Source organism: Azomonas macrocytogenes (assembly GCF_014191985.1).
In the GTDB taxonomy this organism is placed as follows: domain Bacteria; phylum Pseudomonadota; class Gammaproteobacteria; order Pseudomonadales; family Pseudomonadaceae; genus Azomonas; species Azomonas macrocytogenes.
Genome location: NZ_JACHXI010000004.1, coordinates 211,613 through 227,467, shown reverse-complemented (window position 1 = coordinate 227,467; position 15,855 = coordinate 211,613). Strand labels below are relative to the sequence as shown.

Genomic DNA, 15,855 nt, shown 5'->3' with positions numbered 1-15,855 from the left:
GCGCAGGCAAAAGGCCGAGCAGTCTACATAGCCATGCGAAAAGAAAACAATATTTATTGAAAGATTTTCCACAGTGCCAAATTAAGCTGCTACCGGTTTATCGAGCCTCCGCCTGGATACTGGCGAAATTGCGTATCCACGGCTTGCTCGATTGCAAGGAAGCCGGCAGCGTCTTGATCGCTGCCATGGCAGCCTGGCGATTACCGAAATTACCATACGTCACCACATAAAGCGGTTTCCCTTCGTGCTGCTTCACATAGTAGTGATAGTTACTGCCATGCTGGCGCAGGATCGACTGAGCAGTTTGCTCCGAGCGCGTCCCCAGCACCTGAAGCAGATAATTCGAGCCAGGCTGGCTCAAGTACCAGCCTGCCACTCCAGTCGCCCTGGAGGTCACAGGTGCATTTTTAGCTGGTGTCTGGGGCTGGGCAGGTGCTTGTGGCCGTACAGCAGGCCGTGATTCGGAAATCGGTACCTTAGGCGAGGATTGAACCACAGGTGGGGTAGGTGGCGTTCGCGATGCGACAGGCGGCGTGGCTCTTTCGCGCGGCGGCACAGCCTCGATCGGCGTGGCAGGCTGGGCTTGTTGCACCTTTGCCCGAACGGGAGGCGCCTCGGCCACTCGCGGCAAGCCTGGAACTCCGCCCACCAGAGAGTCAGATGAAAGCTCCGGCATATCGCCATCTTCGCTGCTTGCCGCAGCAGCCAGTGGCTCTCGGATCAAAGGCTGTTCACCAGCATCGACCGGCGGCATCCCACCGTTTTCTTCGGAACGGCCTGTCTCTTCGCGCGAAGAATCGGCAACCCCGGTATTCGCCACCAACTGCTCACCATCAGGGGAAGGCAATTTCTCGCTCTTGCCCTGGAATAGCAAGGCGAGCACAACACCCACCATTATCACGGCAATTCCGAGCAAATGCTTCAATGGCAAGGGCAGTTGCCAACCATCAATGGAGAATCGCCCAGCGTCTGGACCCTCCTTCGGAGAATCCAGCAAGATCTCCCGGGCCACGCGGTTGATCTCTCCCGGCCAGCCACCCGATAACTCATGGATCCGCTCGATCTGCTCATCGGACAAACAATCCAGATCGCTACCTGCCCCTTCCAGACGCAGGGCAAGATACCCCCTGGTTTCCTCTTTGCTGTAACGCTGCAACTCGATGACATGAAAACTTTCCTTGTCGTCGACCTGTGCATTTACCCGAGAGACCAGCGAAGGCTCGCCAAAAAGAAATACATGCGCCCGACCTTCTACGCCGCCAATGGCCAGATGCAGAAGCGAATCGATATCCTCACGGCCCAGTCGATCGGCATCATCTACCAGAAGATAAATTTCCTGACCGTTCAAGGTTGCCTGGCCAATCTGCGCCATGACATCGCCCACGGCATGCCCATCGCAGCCCAAAGCAAGCGCGACCTGCTTCAATACAGCCGCTTCTCGGCCATCAGGGGTAATGACGATGCTCTGTACTGCCTGTTTATTACTACTGGCAACCAGTGCCTGGCGCAAAAGCGTTTTACCACTGCCTCGCGGCCCGACCACCAGCAGCAACAACTGGCTATAGCGCGCCAGATGGTGCAACTGCCCCAGAATCGGTTTGCGCTGGGCAGGATAAAACTTGAATCCCGGCACTCGCGCAGCAAATGGATCATGCGTAAAGCCATACTGGCCGAGGTACGGCTCCTGGGCGGACAAACTGGTCATGGTTTCTCTTCTCAAAATCCAGAGTTAGCCGACAGAGTGGAATAGTCGGTACTCAAGACGTCATCCAGTACATCTCTGGGAAACTGCCCTGTTACTACAGCTTCGCCAAGTTGCTTGAGTAGAACCAGGCGTAACTGACCATCAAGTACCTTCTTGTCAATTGACATATGGCGAAGAAAGTCTGCTTTTTGCATTTCGGCCGGGGGTATGACCGGGAGCCCGCAATTTTGTAGCAGACGAATCCCGCGATCACGCTCCGCTGCCTCGATCCAGCCCAAGCGGGCAGACATTTCCAACGCCATTGCCGTTCCAACGCCAACAGCCTCCCCGTGCAGCCAGGAGCCATATCCCATATGAGTTTCTATGGCATGACCGAAAGTATGGCCAAGATTCAATACTGCACGAACACCGGATTCTCTTTCATCGGTTCCAACCACCCTGGCCTTGATTGCACAAGAACGCCGGATTGCCTCGGATAAAACAGTTGCGTCCAGGCTGCGCAAACGCACCATATTGACTTCGAGCCAATCCAGGAAGGAAACGTCGCAGATGAATCCGTATTTGACGACTTCGGCCAGGCCGGCCGACAGCTCACGAGGCGGTAACGTATTCAGGGTGGATGTATCGATCAGTACGGCTTTGGGCTGATAGAACGCACCAATCATGTTCTTGCCCAACGGATGATTGATGCCGGTCTTGCCACCTACGGACGAATCCACCTGCGACAGCAGCGTTGTTGGAATCTGGATGAAATCGACACCACGCTGATAACAGGCCGCGGCAAAACCTGCCATATCACCTACCACTCCCCCCCCCAGCGCAATCAGTGTGGTGCGTCGATCGTGGCGAGCGGATAGCAATCCATCGAAGATCGATTGCAGTGTCTGCCAATTTTTATACGCTTCTCCATCGGGAAGCACGATCGGAGTGACACTGAAACCGGCCAGCGCCGACAGCAACCGATCATAATAAAGTGGCGCAACGGTTTCGTTTGTAACGATGGCGACCTGCCGACCGGAGATATGCCGAACAAGCAACTCGGAATCGCTCAAGACCTGATCGCCGATATAAATAGGATAACTACGATCGCCAAGCTCGACCTGTAGAGATTGCATGCAAACCCCAGCGCAATGGTTAGGTTGACTAGAATAACGCAGATCGACTCAGCGACTCATGCACTTCAAGCGCCCTTAAGCGCTCCAGGATTTCAACGACGACCATTCGGGGAGGGCGCTCATCGGTCTCGATCACCATGTCGGCTATGGAACGATACAAGGGATCGCGAATAGCCAATAACTCGGTCAGGACTCGGCGCGGATCGGCAGTTTGCAATAATGGACGATTTCGATCACGCGCCGTACGTTCCAACTGCTGGTCGACAGATGTGCAGAGGTAGACGATGTAACCACCAGCTCGCAGAGCCTGCCTGTTGTCCTCACGCAGCACCGCCCCACCGCCAGTTGCCAATACTAGACCACCGGCCAGACAAAGATCGGCGAGGACAGCATGCTCGCGATCACGAAATCCCTGCTCGCCCTCGACATCGAAGATCCAGGGAATATTAGTGCCCGTTCGCTGCTCGATTTCCTTGTCGGAGTCCTTGAACGGCAAACGCAGTTCCTTGGCCAATAGACGTCCGATGGTACTTTTTCCTGCGCCCATCGGACCAACCAGAATGGTATTGCGCACTGCTTCATTGCCTCACTGCAATGGATTGGTGATTGAGAATCCGAGGAGTGAGGAAGATCAGTAGTTCTTCCTTGGCATCTCGTACTACGTCACGCCTGAACAGCCTTCCTATCATAGGCAGATCACCAAGAAATGGCACCTTGTCCACGGTCTTTTCCTGAACATTGGAAAATACACCACCAATGACGATAGTTTCACCATCATTTATCAAAACCTTGGCATTGACTTCATTCGTATCGATAGGTGGTACACCGTTCAGTGCGTTGGAATAGTCGGGAGCATCCTTGTTTACCTTGACCTCCATGATGATCCGGTTGTCCGGTGTGATCTGCGGCGTAACTTCAAGAGACAGGGCCGCCTCCTTGAAGGAAGTGGATGTAGCACCGCTCGAACTGGCCTCCTGGTAAGGGATCTCAGAGCCTTTGAGGATTTTTGCAGTTTCCTTATCAGCTGTCACAACCTTGGGTTGAGAAATCACTTCACCATTGCCGGTCTTTTCCATTGCCGATAATTCGAGATCCAGAATTGTATTATTGGTCACGAAGCCGATGCCTATACCCGATGTTGAACCAACTGCTCCCAAATCCACGAATGGGCTGTTCATCGGAAGTTCCTGGCGCCCTTCAAAGCGCCCGACTTGCTGATTTTTCGCACTGTCATCCACACCCATCTGGCCATTCTTGCCCCAGATGCTGTATTTATCTCCCAACCAGAAATTGCCCCCCCAGCGCACCCCCATGGACTTGTCGAAGCCCACACTTGCTTCGACTATCCGCGCCTCGATCATGACTTGCCGAACAGGAATATCCAACTGGGCAACGATTCGGCGCAACTCATCCAGCCGCTCTTGAGTCTGGTAGGCAATAATGTTGTTCGTGCGGTCATCAACCGCCATGGAGCCTCGCTCATCAGTGGCCTCCCCGGCCTTGGTCACCGACTGGAACAACTTGGCGATATCCGATGCTTTCGCGTAATTGACCTGCACAACTTCCCGCCGCAAGGGAGCAAGCTCGGCCATCTGTTTCTGCGCCTCCAGCTCTTGTCTCTCGCGCGCCGCGATTTCATCTGCCGGCGCAACGAGCAGCACATTACCGATTTGCCGCTTATCCAAAGCCTTGGTCTTTAAAACCAGATCCAGCGCCTGGTCCCAGGGAACATTCTGCAGACGCAACGTGATATTACCTTGAACCGTATCGCTGGCGACCAGATTCAAATTAGTGAAATCGGCAATAAGTTGGAGCACCGAACGGACCTCGATATCCTGAAAGTTCAGCGAGAGTTTCTCTCCCTTGTAAACAAACCGCTCGGCTCTTTGATTGGCAAGCTGCTGCTGAGTCAACGGCTTGACACTTACCGTCAACTTGTTATCGGTCTGAAAAGCCATGTATTCGTATTGACCATCAGGCTCGATGGATATACCAACCCCATCCCCTTCACTCGTCGAATTGATGAATTTTACCGGTGTAGCAAAATCCACTACATCCAAGCGGACTCTGAGTGGCTCTGGCAAGATGGCTTTGTCGAAATGTACCCGGATCTTTCCGCCCTGCTCTTCAATCTTGGGAGTCATTGAGCTCTCGGAAAGCGTGATAACTACGTTACCGGCACCATCTTCTGTCCGTCTGAAATCAATATCGTTGACAGCCCGACTGCTCGCGCCCACCGCAGATGCTCTGGGAGAAGCCAAAGTAGACGCCTTAGGAGCATAAACTGAACGGGCCGCAGCAGATGGCTTATCGCCTATCATCACATAAAGATTCTTACCCTCTCCTCTCACGGAATAGGGAACAAGCATATTGAGATTGACGATAACTCGCGTACGGCCTTCCGCCTCAACGATCAAGAGGCTGCGAGCGTTGCCAATCCCAAGCTCCCGCTTTCGCTCTGTCGATTTATTGATTACGCCAGGCAAATCCAAAGCAATGCGAGCAGGCTGATCGAGAGCATATCCCTTGGGGACAGGAACAGCTTGATCGAACGACAACTTCAACTCCACGCGTCCTCCAGGAAGGGAGGCGACGTCCAATGCTTCAAGATTGGCAGCCAGGACAATGGGCGAAAACAGAATCGCCAGAACGTAAATGCCGATACGCGAGAAGCGGATATTCATAGAAGGCTTCCATTTAACAACAGTAATTTTTACCAATTGCTTGTTGTGAATCAGGAATGCTCTTTCAGTAGCAAAGTGTGAGGACGTTCCAGCCATCCACCTTCTCCATCAGGAACAATCTCGACTACATCGACGCGGATACCGTCGATAGCAATGATCCGTCCGTGGTTGCGCCCTAAATAATCTCCAACCTTGACCCGATGTACGCCACCCGCCCCTCTGATCAAGGCATAAACTCCCACCTGGTTGGCCAGAGTTCCAACCATGCTGAAGTCATCGATATTGAAGCCTTCAAGAAACTGCTTGACCCGCCCATCATCAGGGCGAATCTCTTTCGAGCCTCTTTGCTTTCTGGCCAATTCGGCTTTTTCTGGCGGCAAAAACGGGCTACGTAAACCAGAAGCGTTATAAGTGAAGGCCTCATAAGGTGGAAATACCGGCAAAGGCTCGATAGTGCCTTTTGGTTTGGCTTGGATTTCAGCCATATAACTTTTCAAATCCGGAAAATCACCATCTCTATCGCAGCCGCCGAGTACCATCATGGCAACTATGAGCAACAAGAATTCAATCACTTTCATTTATGCAAACTCTTGTCATTATAGCGATAGGTCTTGGCCAGAATTGTCATTTGCAGCGCAGAACTGGATTTTGAATTTATTGCTTTTATATCGAAATCATGCAAAGTTACAATTCTAGGCAAACTTGCGACACCACTGACAAAAGTAGCCAAATCATGATAATTACCTATAGCTTTTATTTGTATAGGCAGTTCAATGTAATACTGCTGAACGGCTTCAGGTTGCAGTTTTATTTCCTCGAACTCCAAACCACTCCCCAATCCAGTTCGAGTTATATCTTCAAGCAAGCCCGGCACTTCAGTATCACTTGGCAACTGGCGTAGAAGAGCACTAAAAGATGTTTCTATTTCATTCATTTGTGCACGATAGGCATCCAGATTCGCTGCTTGAAAAGCCTTGGAAGAATATTGCTGCTTGAGCGTTTCTTCTTCTGCTTGTCGTTGTTCCAGTTCTTCCTGCAATGCTTCCAGATGAAAATTGTAGCCCGCAAACAGCAGCAGCGAAAAAAGCAGCAGACAGGCCAAAATCTTCACAGGAATTGGCCAGGAACCAAGATTGTTTACATCCAGCTCGGAAAGCTCGACTTTGCGAAGACTGTCGACAAACTCGGTAACGTTCATCGATTTGCACCCTTAACAGCCTTTCCAGCGTCTTGCAAAGCTGCTGTTGGCTGGGTCTGCCGTACCGTAAGTTGGAACCAGTTACCTCCAGCATCTCCGTTGTTGGCGGCCTTAACTTCATTGAGGTTAGGAGCCTCAAGCCATTCGGAAGCATCAAGATTACGCATCAGGCTGGAAACACGGTTATTGGATTCGGCTGCACCAGCAATGGATATATTTTGACCGATCATTTTTAAGCTAGTGAAATAGGCGCCATCAGGTAATGTTCGAACCATTTGATCAAATATATGCGCAATTACCGGTCTATTCCCTTGCAAACTTTGAATGGTTTTCATTCGATCCAATAATTGCTGGCGACGCGTTTTTAATTCACTGATTTCTTTAATACGCGCATCAAGGGCAGAAATCTCACTACGAATAAAAGTATTTCGAGCAGTCTGGTATTCGATCGAACTATTCAAAAACCCGTCGGCAATGAAAATTATGAAACCCGCAACCGCAAAAACACCAGCCAGAATAATCAGAAATCGTCTCTGGCGCTCTTCTCGCAAGTGCTCTCGCCATGGGAGCAGATTGATCCTTGCCATTAATCGAAGCTCCTCATTGCCAACCCACATGCAATCATCAAGGCAGGAGCATCGTTAATCAGCAAATTGGCACTAACTTTGTTACTCAGTAACATGTCTCCAAAGGGATTAGCGATCAGTGTTCGCGTACCAATCTTTCACTGAATAAGCTCACCCAATTCCGGGATCGAAGCAGTGCCTCCCGCCAAGACAATATAATCCACAGCATTGAGCTGCCCGGAAGCAAAGAAAAACTGCAAAGAGCGCGAAACCTGTTGTACGACGGACTCTTTGAAGGGCTGTAAAACTTCGGTATCGTAGTTATCTGGCAAATTACCCTTTCTTTATGGCAAGCCCGGCCTCTTCCCATGACAACCCATAGCGGCGCTGGATTTCCTCAGTTAATTGAAGGCCGCCAAAAAGCTGCTCACGGCTGTAGATGGTACGTCCATCGCGGAGAATGCTCAGGGTGGTCGTGGTCGCTCCGACATCGACAACAGCAACCGTCAGCCCATCCTGGCTGCCATCGAACTGCGACTGCAGCAGTTCGCATGCACGCTCGAGAGCATAAGCTTCGACATCCACCACCTTTGCCGTCAAACCTGCCAGGGCCAGTGCAGCTTCACGTATTTCGACGTTTTCCTTTCGGCAGGCGGCCAGCAGTACTTCGACACGCCCCGGGTTTCGCTCGGAAGGCCCCTGTACTTCGAAGTCGAGAGCAACCTCTTCAAGCGGATAGGGAATATATAGATCAGCTTCTATATGCAGCTGGTTTTCCAGCTCATCCTCACTCAACTGCGCATCCATTTCGATGGTCTTGGTAATGACCGCCGAACCGGCTACCGCCACCGCAGCCGACTTGAGCCCGGTCTTGGTTCGAGCGATGACTCGAGACAACACCTCACCGACTGCTTCCAGTTGCACAATGTTCTTTTCCACCACGGCGCCGGGTGGAAGTGGCTCCACGGCATATGCCTCTACTCGATAGCGGGTTCCAGAACAGCTTAATTCCAAGAGTTTGATCGAAGTGGAACTGATATCGACTCCGAGTACCGTATTCGCTTTTTTGCCAAAGAGCCTTGACACGATCAATTCCTATCCTGATTCGACACTTGCGGATTAATCCCTTAACCGCAAAACAAGATAGCAGCTTGCCAGGACAGCAAATGACCCCTACCAAGGAAAAAAGCTTATAATGTGACCGACTTTTGCTTTCGGCTTCGTGCATGGTTCTTTTCTATACTCCCACCGGAATTCCAAGTACCCGATGCCTGTTCTGAAGTTCTTCCTATGGTCCCTCGTCGCCGCTTTTTCCGCGTTGCTGGTAGGTCTGGGCGGAACATACCTTTACCTGAGCCCTGGTCAGCCTTCCGTCGAAGCATTGCGGAGCATCCAGCTTCAGATTCCGCTGCGGGTCTACAGCAAGGACGAGAAACTGATCGCCGAATTCGGCGAAATGCGCCGCTCGCCCATACGCTTTAGCCAAATTCCGCAAGATTTCATCAATGCCTTGCTGGCAGCCGAGGATGACAACTTCATCAATCACTATGGCGTGGATGTTTCCAGCCTGATGCGGGCTGCGACCCAACTGGTGCAGACAGGCCATATCCAGACGGGTGGCAGCACCATTACCATGCAGGTGGCGAAAAACTATTTCCTCACCAACGAGCGCAGCTTTTCGCGCAAGATCAACGAAATTCTCCTGGCACTGCAGATCGAGAGAAAACTCACCAAGGATGAGATCCTCGAGCTCTACGTGAACAAGATCTACCTCGGCAACCGTGCCTACGGTATCGAGGCTGCCGCCCAGGTTTATTTCGGCAAATCCATTGGTGAACTCAGCATGGCGCAGATGGCCATGATCGCCGGCTTGCCCAAGGCGCCATCGGCATACAACCCGCTCAGCAACCCGACGCGCAGCAAGGAACGCCGTGATTGGATCCTGGGACGGATGTATCGCCTGGGCACCCTGGACGATGCCCGCTACAGGCAAGCTTTGGCCGAACCTGTCGATGCCCATTATCATATAGCCCAGCCCGAGCTGGATGCGCCTTACATTGCCGAGATGGCACGCGCGGAAATGGTCGGCCGCTACGGTAGCGCGGCCTATACGGACGGCTTCAAGGTTTTCACCACCATTACCAGCGAACGACAGGATGCCGCCAGGCTTGCATTGATCGATGGGCTGACAGAATACGACCAGCGTCATGGCTATCGCGGTCCCGAGGCTCGCGCATCGGGCAAGTCACACCAGGAAGCCTTGCAGATATTAGCCCAGCATCGGAATTTATCAGGCCTGCAGGCGGCACTGGTCACTCAGGTGGGTGATGACGGAATCGAAGTAGTGACGCGCGATGGTAGTGAATATTCCGTTGCGTGGGAAAGCATGAAATGGGCTCGTCCGTTCATCAATACGAATGCCCTTGGAGCACTTCCCAGACGACCTGCCAACGTGGCGAAGGTCGGCGATATCGTGCGTATTCGGCTGCTCGGTGACAAGGCTCTGTTCAGCCAGATACCGGCTGCCCAGGCGGCCTTGGTTTCCTTGTCGCCGGATACTGGCTCGATCGAAGCCCTGGTCGGTGGTTTCTCCTTCGATCAAAGCCACTACAATCGCGCAACCCAGGCCAAGCGCCAGCCTGGATCAAGCTTCAAGCCATTCATCTATAGCGCGGCGCTGGATGCAGGCTTCACCGCATCCAGCCTGGTGAACGATGCCCCCATCGTCTACATCGACCAGGGCATGAACAAAGTCTGGCGACCACAGAACGACACCAATACATTCCTTGGTCCGATACGCCTGCGTGAAGCGCTGTACAAGTCGCGCAATCTGGTTTCGATCCGCTTGCTGCAAAGTATCGGCATTGACTATGCGATCAATTACATCACCCGTTTCGGCTTCAATCGCCAGGACTTGCCACGCAACCTATCCATGGCACTGGGAACTGCTGCCTTGTCACCCCTGGAAATCGCCACAGGCTGGACGGTGTTCGCCAACGGTGGCTACAAGGTCGAACCGTATTTGATCGACCATGTTCAAGACCGGGATGGCAAGCTTATTTTCCAAGCCAATCCTCGTCGAGTCCCGCCCCAAAACATCCATGTGTCACAAACCAATCCCCAGCAGCCCGAGCAAAGCGCACAGCCAGTTGACGAAGGAAAAACTCCAATAGCGGAACCACCTGTTTTCGCAGAACGAATAGTGGACGAGCGCACCGCCTACATCATGACCAGCATGCTGCGGGACGTGGTAAAACGCGGTACTGGCCGACGCGCCATGGAACTGGGACGCAACGATCTGGCCGGCAAGACGGGCACGACGAACGATGCGATAGATAGCTGGTTTTCTGGCTACAACAGCGATTTCGTCACCACCGTCTGGACTGGATTCGATCAGCCGCAGACCCTTGGCCGCAGCGAGTTCGGTGCGAGCGTGGCCCTTCCCATCTGGATGAAATACATGGGTACAGTGCTCAAGGATCGCCCCGAACATCTATCGCCAGAGCCTTCCGGGCTGATCAGCCTGCGCGTCGATCCGATCAGCGGCCGGGCTGCGTCGCCGCGAACACCCAACGCCTACTTTGAATTGTTCAAGAGCGAAGAAACGCCACCATCGGTCAACGAATTCAATTCAGATATCCAGGTACCTGGCAGTCCGCTGCCAGCATCTGAAGCGGCACCGCTGGATCTGTTCTGATCACGAGGAACCAAAATCCACTCAATGCAAGTTTTGGTTCCTGCTTTCATTTATTTGCGAAACAGATCATCAAGCGAACGCAGTGGATAATTCGATGGGTACGGCAGGGTTGCCACGCCGCTTTCAATGGCTGCCCTCGCTACGGCATCGGCTACTACGGTAATCAGGCGTGGATCGATCGGTTTCGGAATGATGTATTGGCGACCGAATTCCAGGGCATCGACATCATAGGCTGCCTTGACCTCAGCGGGTATTGGCAGCTTCGCCAGCTCGCGTAGTGCATGGGCAGCAGCAATCTTCATATCTTCGTTGATACGGGTTGCCCGAACGTCCAGCGCACCACGGAAAATGAAAGGGAACCCCAGAACGTTATTTACCTGGTTTGGATAGTCCGAACGACCGGTAGCCATGATCACATCGCTGCGAGTGGCATGGGCCAGTTCAGGAAGAATTTCCGGATCGGGATTGGAGCAGGCGAATACGATAGGGTTGGGCGCCATTCGCTTGAGGTCATCAGGCGCAAGCAGATTGGCACCGGACAAGCCAATAAATGCGTCAGCGCCTTCCATCGCTTCGGACAGCGTACGCTTGTCCGTTTCATGGGCGAACACTGCCTTGTACTGATTCAGATCGTCACGCCCGGCGTGAATGATGCCCTGGCGATCGATCATGAAGATGTTTTCGATATTCGCGCCCATACCGATCAACAACTTCATGCAGGAAATCGCTGCCGCACCACCGCCCAGACAAACGATTTTTGCATCGCTCAGCTTCTTGCCGGCAAGTTCCAGTGCATTCAGCATGCCTGCAGCAGTCACGATAGCCGTGCCATGCTGGTCGTCATGAAAGACCGGAATATCGCATTGCTCGATCAGGGCACGCTCGATCTCGAAACATTCCGGTGCTTTGATATCCTCGAGATTAATGCCGCCGAACGTGACGGAAATTCGCCTGACCGTATCGATGAAGGCCTGCGGGCTTTCGGCATCGACCTCGATATCGTATACATCGATTCCAGCGAAGCGCTTGAATAACACCCCTTTGCCTTCCATGACCGGCTTCGACGCCAGCGGCCCCAGGTTACCCAGCCCGAGAATTGCAGAACCATCGGAAATAACCGCGACCAGATTGCCCTTGCCCGTGTAGCGATAGGCCAATTCCGAATCCCGGGCGATTTCCCGTACCGGTTCAGCGACACCTGGGCTATAGGCCAGCGCAAGATCGCGTGCGCTTTGCGTAGGCTTGGTCAACTCGGTACTCAGCTTTCCGGGACGAGGCTCTGCGTGATACTGAAGGGCGGCTGTCTTTAAATCAGTCATGACTGTGTTCGCTTGTTCTGATTGAAACCCGATCGCGGGCATAAAATGTAGTGGACTTAAAATATCGCTACATCTCTATCTGGACAATAAGAACACAGCGAAAATTCGACTCAATTCAGCTCTCGCAGCATGGCCGGATGAGTGACCGGCAGCAACCAGCGACGTTGGCCGGAGGAACGCCCAGTGCCATGCTCGATAACCCAGCCACGAACCTCGACACGCTTGCCCGGCAGCGCCGACAGCAGGGCTTCGTCAAACACATCCAGTACCCTGAGCGGTATGTTCACTACCAGCGAAGCCGTGGTTTCCAGCCATATACCGCCCCGATTTCGCCTCACGCGTTCGATTTGCACCTCTAATAGGGAAAAGCCCGGACGATTCAGCATTTCCACTGAGCCAACTGGCGACTGCCGCCATAGCCTAGAGTGCGTTAATCGGGCCTGATGCTCGGCTTTACTATGGCAGTCCACCAGGTCGGTGTTGGGCGCTAAAGCAACGAAATAACCCAATCCTTCGGCAAGCAGAAGGGCTTCGAGGTTTCGTCCGCGAGCATCGTAGGCATGCGCCAGAAGGCGTCCGTAGCGATCATGCCCCTGCTGCCCGATCCGTAGGCCGATCCGTTCATTACTAGCCGTCACCAAGGCTTGCAAACGTTTCCTGGCAGCTTCGGCAAAAGGCTCCGGCTGTATGCCGTTGTGCCCTGTTTCAGGGGCATTCATGCCGATCAGTCGGACGCTGCGGCCATCGTCGAGACGCAAGGTATCACCATCGATCACCTTGCTCACGCGCACGAATTGAAGATGCTGCGCAACCGGGCAAAACGCCTGCGCCTGGAATGTGCTGAACAGGAAAATGAAAAAGGCGCCCACAAGGGACGCCTTTTTCTGTTGCTCGGGAGATTCCATCGGAATTCCCGTGGTGCGCCTTGTCATTTGGCGCCAAAGACACCGAAACGCTGCTTGAAGCGATCGATACGGCCACCGGTATCCAGCATTTTCTGTTTGCCGGTATAGAACGGGTGACACTCGGAACACACGTCAATGTTGAGGTTCTTGGCCAGCGTGGAACGGGTCTTGATGACGTTCCCACAGCTGCAGGTAGCCTCGATGTTCTCGTAGGTCGGATGGATGTCGGCTTTCATGGATGAGCCCTCTGATCTGAACCGGCGTGCCGCCGCCCGACCCCATGTCGAGTACCGCACGCAGAAGAGCGCGGATAATACCAGAGCGAAAGGTCGTTGCAAGGACGAAAAACAGGAGCCACGCAAACTGTCAAGCTTTTTGCTCGAACTTGCCGCTGGCAAGCGCTTTTGCCCTACTATCGCGCCTTCTCGCCTGGAGGCTCGCTTGCCTGTTCCTATCCTGCGTCTGGCCCTGCCCTCGCCACTGCGCCGCCTGTTCGATTATCGAGCACCGGCCAATACGCCACTGACTGCCCTGCAGCCTGGCGTTCGCGTGCGGGTGCCATTCGGTCGCCGCCAGATGATCGGCGTGCTGGTAGCGCTGGCTGAGCACAGCGACGTGCCGAAAGAAAAGCTGCGCGATGCACTCGAGCTGCTCGACGAGGCTTCACCCATACCGCCGAAGCTTTTCGAATTCTGTCTCTGGGTAGCCAATTATTACCAGCACAGCCAAGGCGATACGCTGAGTTGGGCACTGCCGGTCCTGCTGCGCCAAGGCGAGCCGGCCAGTACGCGCCAGCAGCATGTCTGGCTGCTCACCAAGGATGGCCACCCGGACGATCCGCGCCTGGAACGCGCCCCACGTCAACGCCAAGCATTGAAAATAATTGCTCAGCATCCAGCCGGCCTCCCCCATCAACTAATAGGCAAACTGCAAATAAGCAAGAGCAGCCTCGACGCTTTACAGGACAAAGGCTTGCTGCGCCGAGAAACGCGCCGGATCACGGCGACACGCCACCATGGCAGTTGGTTACTAGAGGCGGAGTTGCCACTCAATCCGCAACAGCAGGCGGCATACGAAGCCGTACGGGCCGGCCAGGGTCGCTTTCATCCCTGTCTGTTGGCCGGCGTGACCGGCAGTGGTAAGACCGAAGTCTATCTGCAGTTGATCCACCGAGTGCTCGAAGCCGGCAAACAGGCACTAGTGCTGATTCCGGAAATCAACCTGGGCCCGCAAACCCTGGCTCGCTTCGAGCGCCGCTTCAACGCCCGTATCGCCCTGCTTCACTCGAATCTGACCGACCGTGAACGCCTGGATATCTGGCTGGCCGCACGGGATGGCGAGGCAGATATTGTTATCGGCACCCGCTCGGCGCTTTTTACGCCAATGAAGTCCCTCGGCCTGATTATCGTCGACGAGGAGCATGATGCGTCCTATAAACAGCAGGACGGTTTACGCTACCAGGCGCGCGATCTGGCAGTGGTACGCGCGCGCCAGGAAGAACTGCCAGTCCTGCTCGGCTCGGCAACCCCCTCCCTGGAAAGCCTGCACAACGCACACATTGGCCGTTATACCCTGCTGAAGATCGGCCAGCGGGCGGGTAATGCCCAACCACCAAAGTTCCTGCGCCTGGACGTAAAAAGCCGCCCTCTCGACTCAGGTATTTCCAGGCCCTTGCAACAGGCCATCGCCCAGACACTTCAGGCGGGTCAGCAGGTACTGGTCTTTCTTAATCGCCGAGGCTTTGCGCCCGTCCTGCTCTGCCACGATTGCGGCTGGATCGGGGTGTGCCCGCGCTGCGACTCACGCATGACGTTGCACCAGCGCCTGCACGAGTTGCGCTGCCATCATTGCGGTCACGTCGAACGCCCTCCGACCAACTGCCCGCAGTGCCATCAGGTCGACCTGCGACCGATAGGTGCTGGCACCGAACGCGCCGAAGCACGCCTGGCCAGGCTGTTTCCGGAATACCCGGTGCTGCGTATCGACCGCGACAGCACCGCGCGCAAAGGCTCCATGGAGCGCCTGTTGATAACCGTCAAACGTGGCGAGCCCTGCATCCTGGTCGGCACCCAAATGCTCGCTAAAGGACATCACTTTCCGCGCGTGACTCTGGTAACTATTCTGGATGCCGACAGCGGACTGTTTTCCGCAGACTTTCGCGCCAGCGAACGCATGGCCCAGCTCGTCGTACAGGTTGCCGGACGCGCCGGACGCGCCGAAGAACCGGGCAAGGTAATTATCCAGACCCACTGCGCCGAGCACCCTTTGCTAGTGCAACTGACCGAACAGGGCTATTTCGCCTTCGCCGAACAAGCACTGGCAGAGCGCCGCGCGACCAACCTACCGCCATTCAGTCATCTAGCCTTGCTAAGAGCCGAAGCGCACAAACCTGGCCAGGCCGAAGCCTTCCTCGAACAAGCCTGCCTGGAAGCGCAGCAGCTATGTCGGCTGAACGCATCCTGGGGACATATCGAATTGCTCGGTCCAGTGCCTTCACCCATGGAACGCCGGGCCGGGCGTTACCGTGCCCAGTTGTTGCTCCAGGCCCAGGCCCGGGCGCCACTGCACCGCTTGCTTGCCGCCTGGTTGCCCCAGGTGGAGCAATTGCCGGGATCGCGCAATGTACGCTGGTCGTTGGACGTGGACCCGATGGATCTTTATTGAGA

At 54.4% G+C, this 15,855-nt stretch carries 12 protein-coding genes and 1 pseudogene; 2 read left to right on the top strand and 11 right to left on the bottom strand.

Annotation, left to right across the window (positions count from 1 at the left end):
* Nucleotides 1-97: 97 nt before the first annotated feature.
* The 8 genes and pseudogenes from FHR87_RS06380 to FHR87_RS06345 form a co-directional block, all read right to left on the bottom strand.
* Nucleotides 98-1,705 carry an AAA family ATPase gene (locus FHR87_RS06380; protein WP_183165877.1) on the bottom strand — a complete coding sequence of 536 codons (1,608 nt, stop codon included), beginning with the start codon at nt 1,703-1,705 and terminating at the stop codon, nt 98-100.
* Between the two features lie 11 nt (nt 1,706-1,716).
* Nucleotides 1,717-2,820, bottom strand: coding sequence for a 3-dehydroquinate synthase (aroB, locus tag FHR87_RS06375; protein WP_183165876.1), 1,104 nt, complete (start codon nt 2,818-2,820; stop codon nt 1,717-1,719).
* A 28-nt stretch (nt 2,821-2,848) separates the two neighbouring features.
* Entirely contained in the window at nt 2,849-3,394 is a 546-nt protein-coding gene (gene aroK / locus FHR87_RS06370) for a shikimate kinase AroK (protein ID WP_183165875.1), read from the bottom strand.
* 4 nt (nt 3,395-3,398) lie between these two features.
* Nucleotides 3,399-5,504, bottom strand: coding sequence for a type IV pilus secretin PilQ (locus FHR87_RS06365; RefSeq protein ID WP_183165923.1), 2,106 nt, complete (start codon nt 5,502-5,504; stop codon nt 3,399-3,401).
* A gap of 50 nt (nt 5,505-5,554) precedes the next feature.
* Nucleotides 5,555-6,082 carry a pilus assembly protein PilP gene (locus tag FHR87_RS06360; protein ID WP_183165874.1) on the bottom strand — a complete coding sequence of 176 codons (528 nt, stop codon included), beginning with the start codon at nt 6,080-6,082 and terminating at the stop codon, nt 5,555-5,557.
* Nucleotides 6,079-6,702 (bottom strand): type 4a pilus biogenesis protein PilO, encoded by a 624-nt coding sequence (gene pilO / locus FHR87_RS06355; protein WP_183165873.1) that lies wholly within the window; start codon nt 6,700-6,702, stop codon nt 6,079-6,081. Before pilO ends, FHR87_RS06360 begins: the two co-directional genes overlap by 4 nt.
* Nucleotides 6,699-7,289 carry a PilN domain-containing protein gene (locus FHR87_RS06350; RefSeq protein ID WP_183165872.1) on the bottom strand — a complete coding sequence of 197 codons (591 nt, stop codon included), beginning with the start codon at nt 7,287-7,289 and terminating at the stop codon, nt 6,699-6,701. Before FHR87_RS06350 ends, pilO begins: the two co-directional genes overlap by 4 nt.
* Nucleotides 7,289-8,354, bottom strand: a pseudogene (locus tag FHR87_RS06345) (pilus assembly protein PilM). Before FHR87_RS06345 ends, FHR87_RS06350 begins: the two are co-directional and overlap by 1 nt.
* A 181-nt stretch (nt 8,355-8,535) precedes the next feature.
* Here FHR87_RS06345 and FHR87_RS06340 point away from each other — a divergent pair.
* Nucleotides 8,536-10,965, top strand: coding sequence for a penicillin-binding protein 1A (locus tag FHR87_RS06340; protein ID WP_183165871.1), 2,430 nt, complete (start codon nt 8,536-8,538; stop codon nt 10,963-10,965).
* A 50-nt stretch (nt 10,966-11,015) separates the two neighbouring features.
* On the opposite strand, the gene FHR87_RS06335 is transcribed toward FHR87_RS06340, so the two are convergent.
* The 3 genes from FHR87_RS06335 to rpmE all read right to left on the bottom strand — a co-directional run bounded on the left by FHR87_RS06335 (nt 11,016) and on the right by rpmE (nt 13,425).
* Complete coding sequence (locus FHR87_RS06335) at nt 11,016-12,284, bottom strand: malic enzyme-like NAD(P)-binding protein (protein ID WP_183165870.1); 1,269 nt, start codon at nt 12,282-12,284, stop codon at nt 11,016-11,018.
* Between the two features lie 110 nt (nt 12,285-12,394).
* Nucleotides 12,395-13,189, bottom strand: coding sequence for a thermonuclease family protein (locus FHR87_RS06330; protein WP_183165869.1), 795 nt, complete (start codon nt 13,187-13,189; stop codon nt 12,395-12,397).
* A gap of 23 nt (nt 13,190-13,212) precedes the next feature.
* On the bottom strand, nt 13,213-13,425 hold the full coding sequence (rpmE, locus tag FHR87_RS06325; RefSeq protein WP_183165868.1) for a 50S ribosomal protein L31: 213 nt from the start codon (nt 13,423-13,425) through the stop codon (nt 13,213-13,215).
* A gap of 205 nt (nt 13,426-13,630) precedes the next feature.
* Here rpmE and FHR87_RS06320 point away from each other — a divergent pair, with 205 nt between their 5' ends.
* On the top strand, nt 13,631-15,853 hold the full coding sequence (locus FHR87_RS06320; RefSeq protein WP_183165922.1) for a primosomal protein N': 2,223 nt from the start codon (nt 13,631-13,633) through the stop codon (nt 15,851-15,853).
* Nucleotides 15,854-15,855: the final 2 nt, after the last annotated feature.

Excerpts from the sequence above, each read along its gene's own strand:
- FHR87_RS06380 (WP_183165877.1), bottom strand. The coding sequence starts at position 1,705 with ATGACCAGTTTGTCCGCCCAGGAGCCGTACCTCGGCCAGTATGGCTTT.
- aroB (WP_183165876.1), bottom strand. The coding sequence starts at position 2,820 with ATGCAATCTCTACAGGTCGAGCTTGGCGATCGTAGTTATCCTATTTAT.
- FHR87_RS06365 (WP_183165923.1), bottom strand. The coding sequence starts at position 5,504 with ATGAATATCCGCTTCTCGCGTATCGGCATTTACGTTCTGGCGATTCTG.
- FHR87_RS06360 (WP_183165874.1), bottom strand. The coding sequence starts at position 6,082 with ATGAAAGTGATTGAATTCTTGTTGCTCATAGTTGCCATGATGGTACTC.
- pilO (WP_183165873.1), bottom strand. The coding sequence starts at position 6,702 with ATGAACGTTACCGAGTTTGTCGACAGTCTTCGCAAAGTCGAGCTTTCC.
- FHR87_RS06350 (WP_183165872.1), bottom strand. The coding sequence starts at position 7,289 with ATGGCAAGGATCAATCTGCTCCCATGGCGAGAGCACTTGCGAGAAGAG.
- FHR87_RS06340 (WP_183165871.1), top strand. The coding sequence starts at position 8,536 with ATGCCTGTTCTGAAGTTCTTCCTATGGTCCCTCGTCGCCGCTTTTTCC.
- FHR87_RS06335 (WP_183165870.1), bottom strand. The coding sequence starts at position 12,284 with ATGACTGATTTAAAGACAGCCGCCCTTCAGTATCACGCAGAGCCTCGT.
- FHR87_RS06330 (WP_183165869.1), bottom strand. The coding sequence starts at position 13,189 with ATGGAATCTCCCGAGCAACAGAAAAAGGCGTCCCTTGTGGGCGCCTTT.
- rpmE (WP_183165868.1), bottom strand. The coding sequence starts at position 13,425 with ATGAAAGCCGACATCCATCCGACCTACGAGAACATCGAGGCTACCTGC.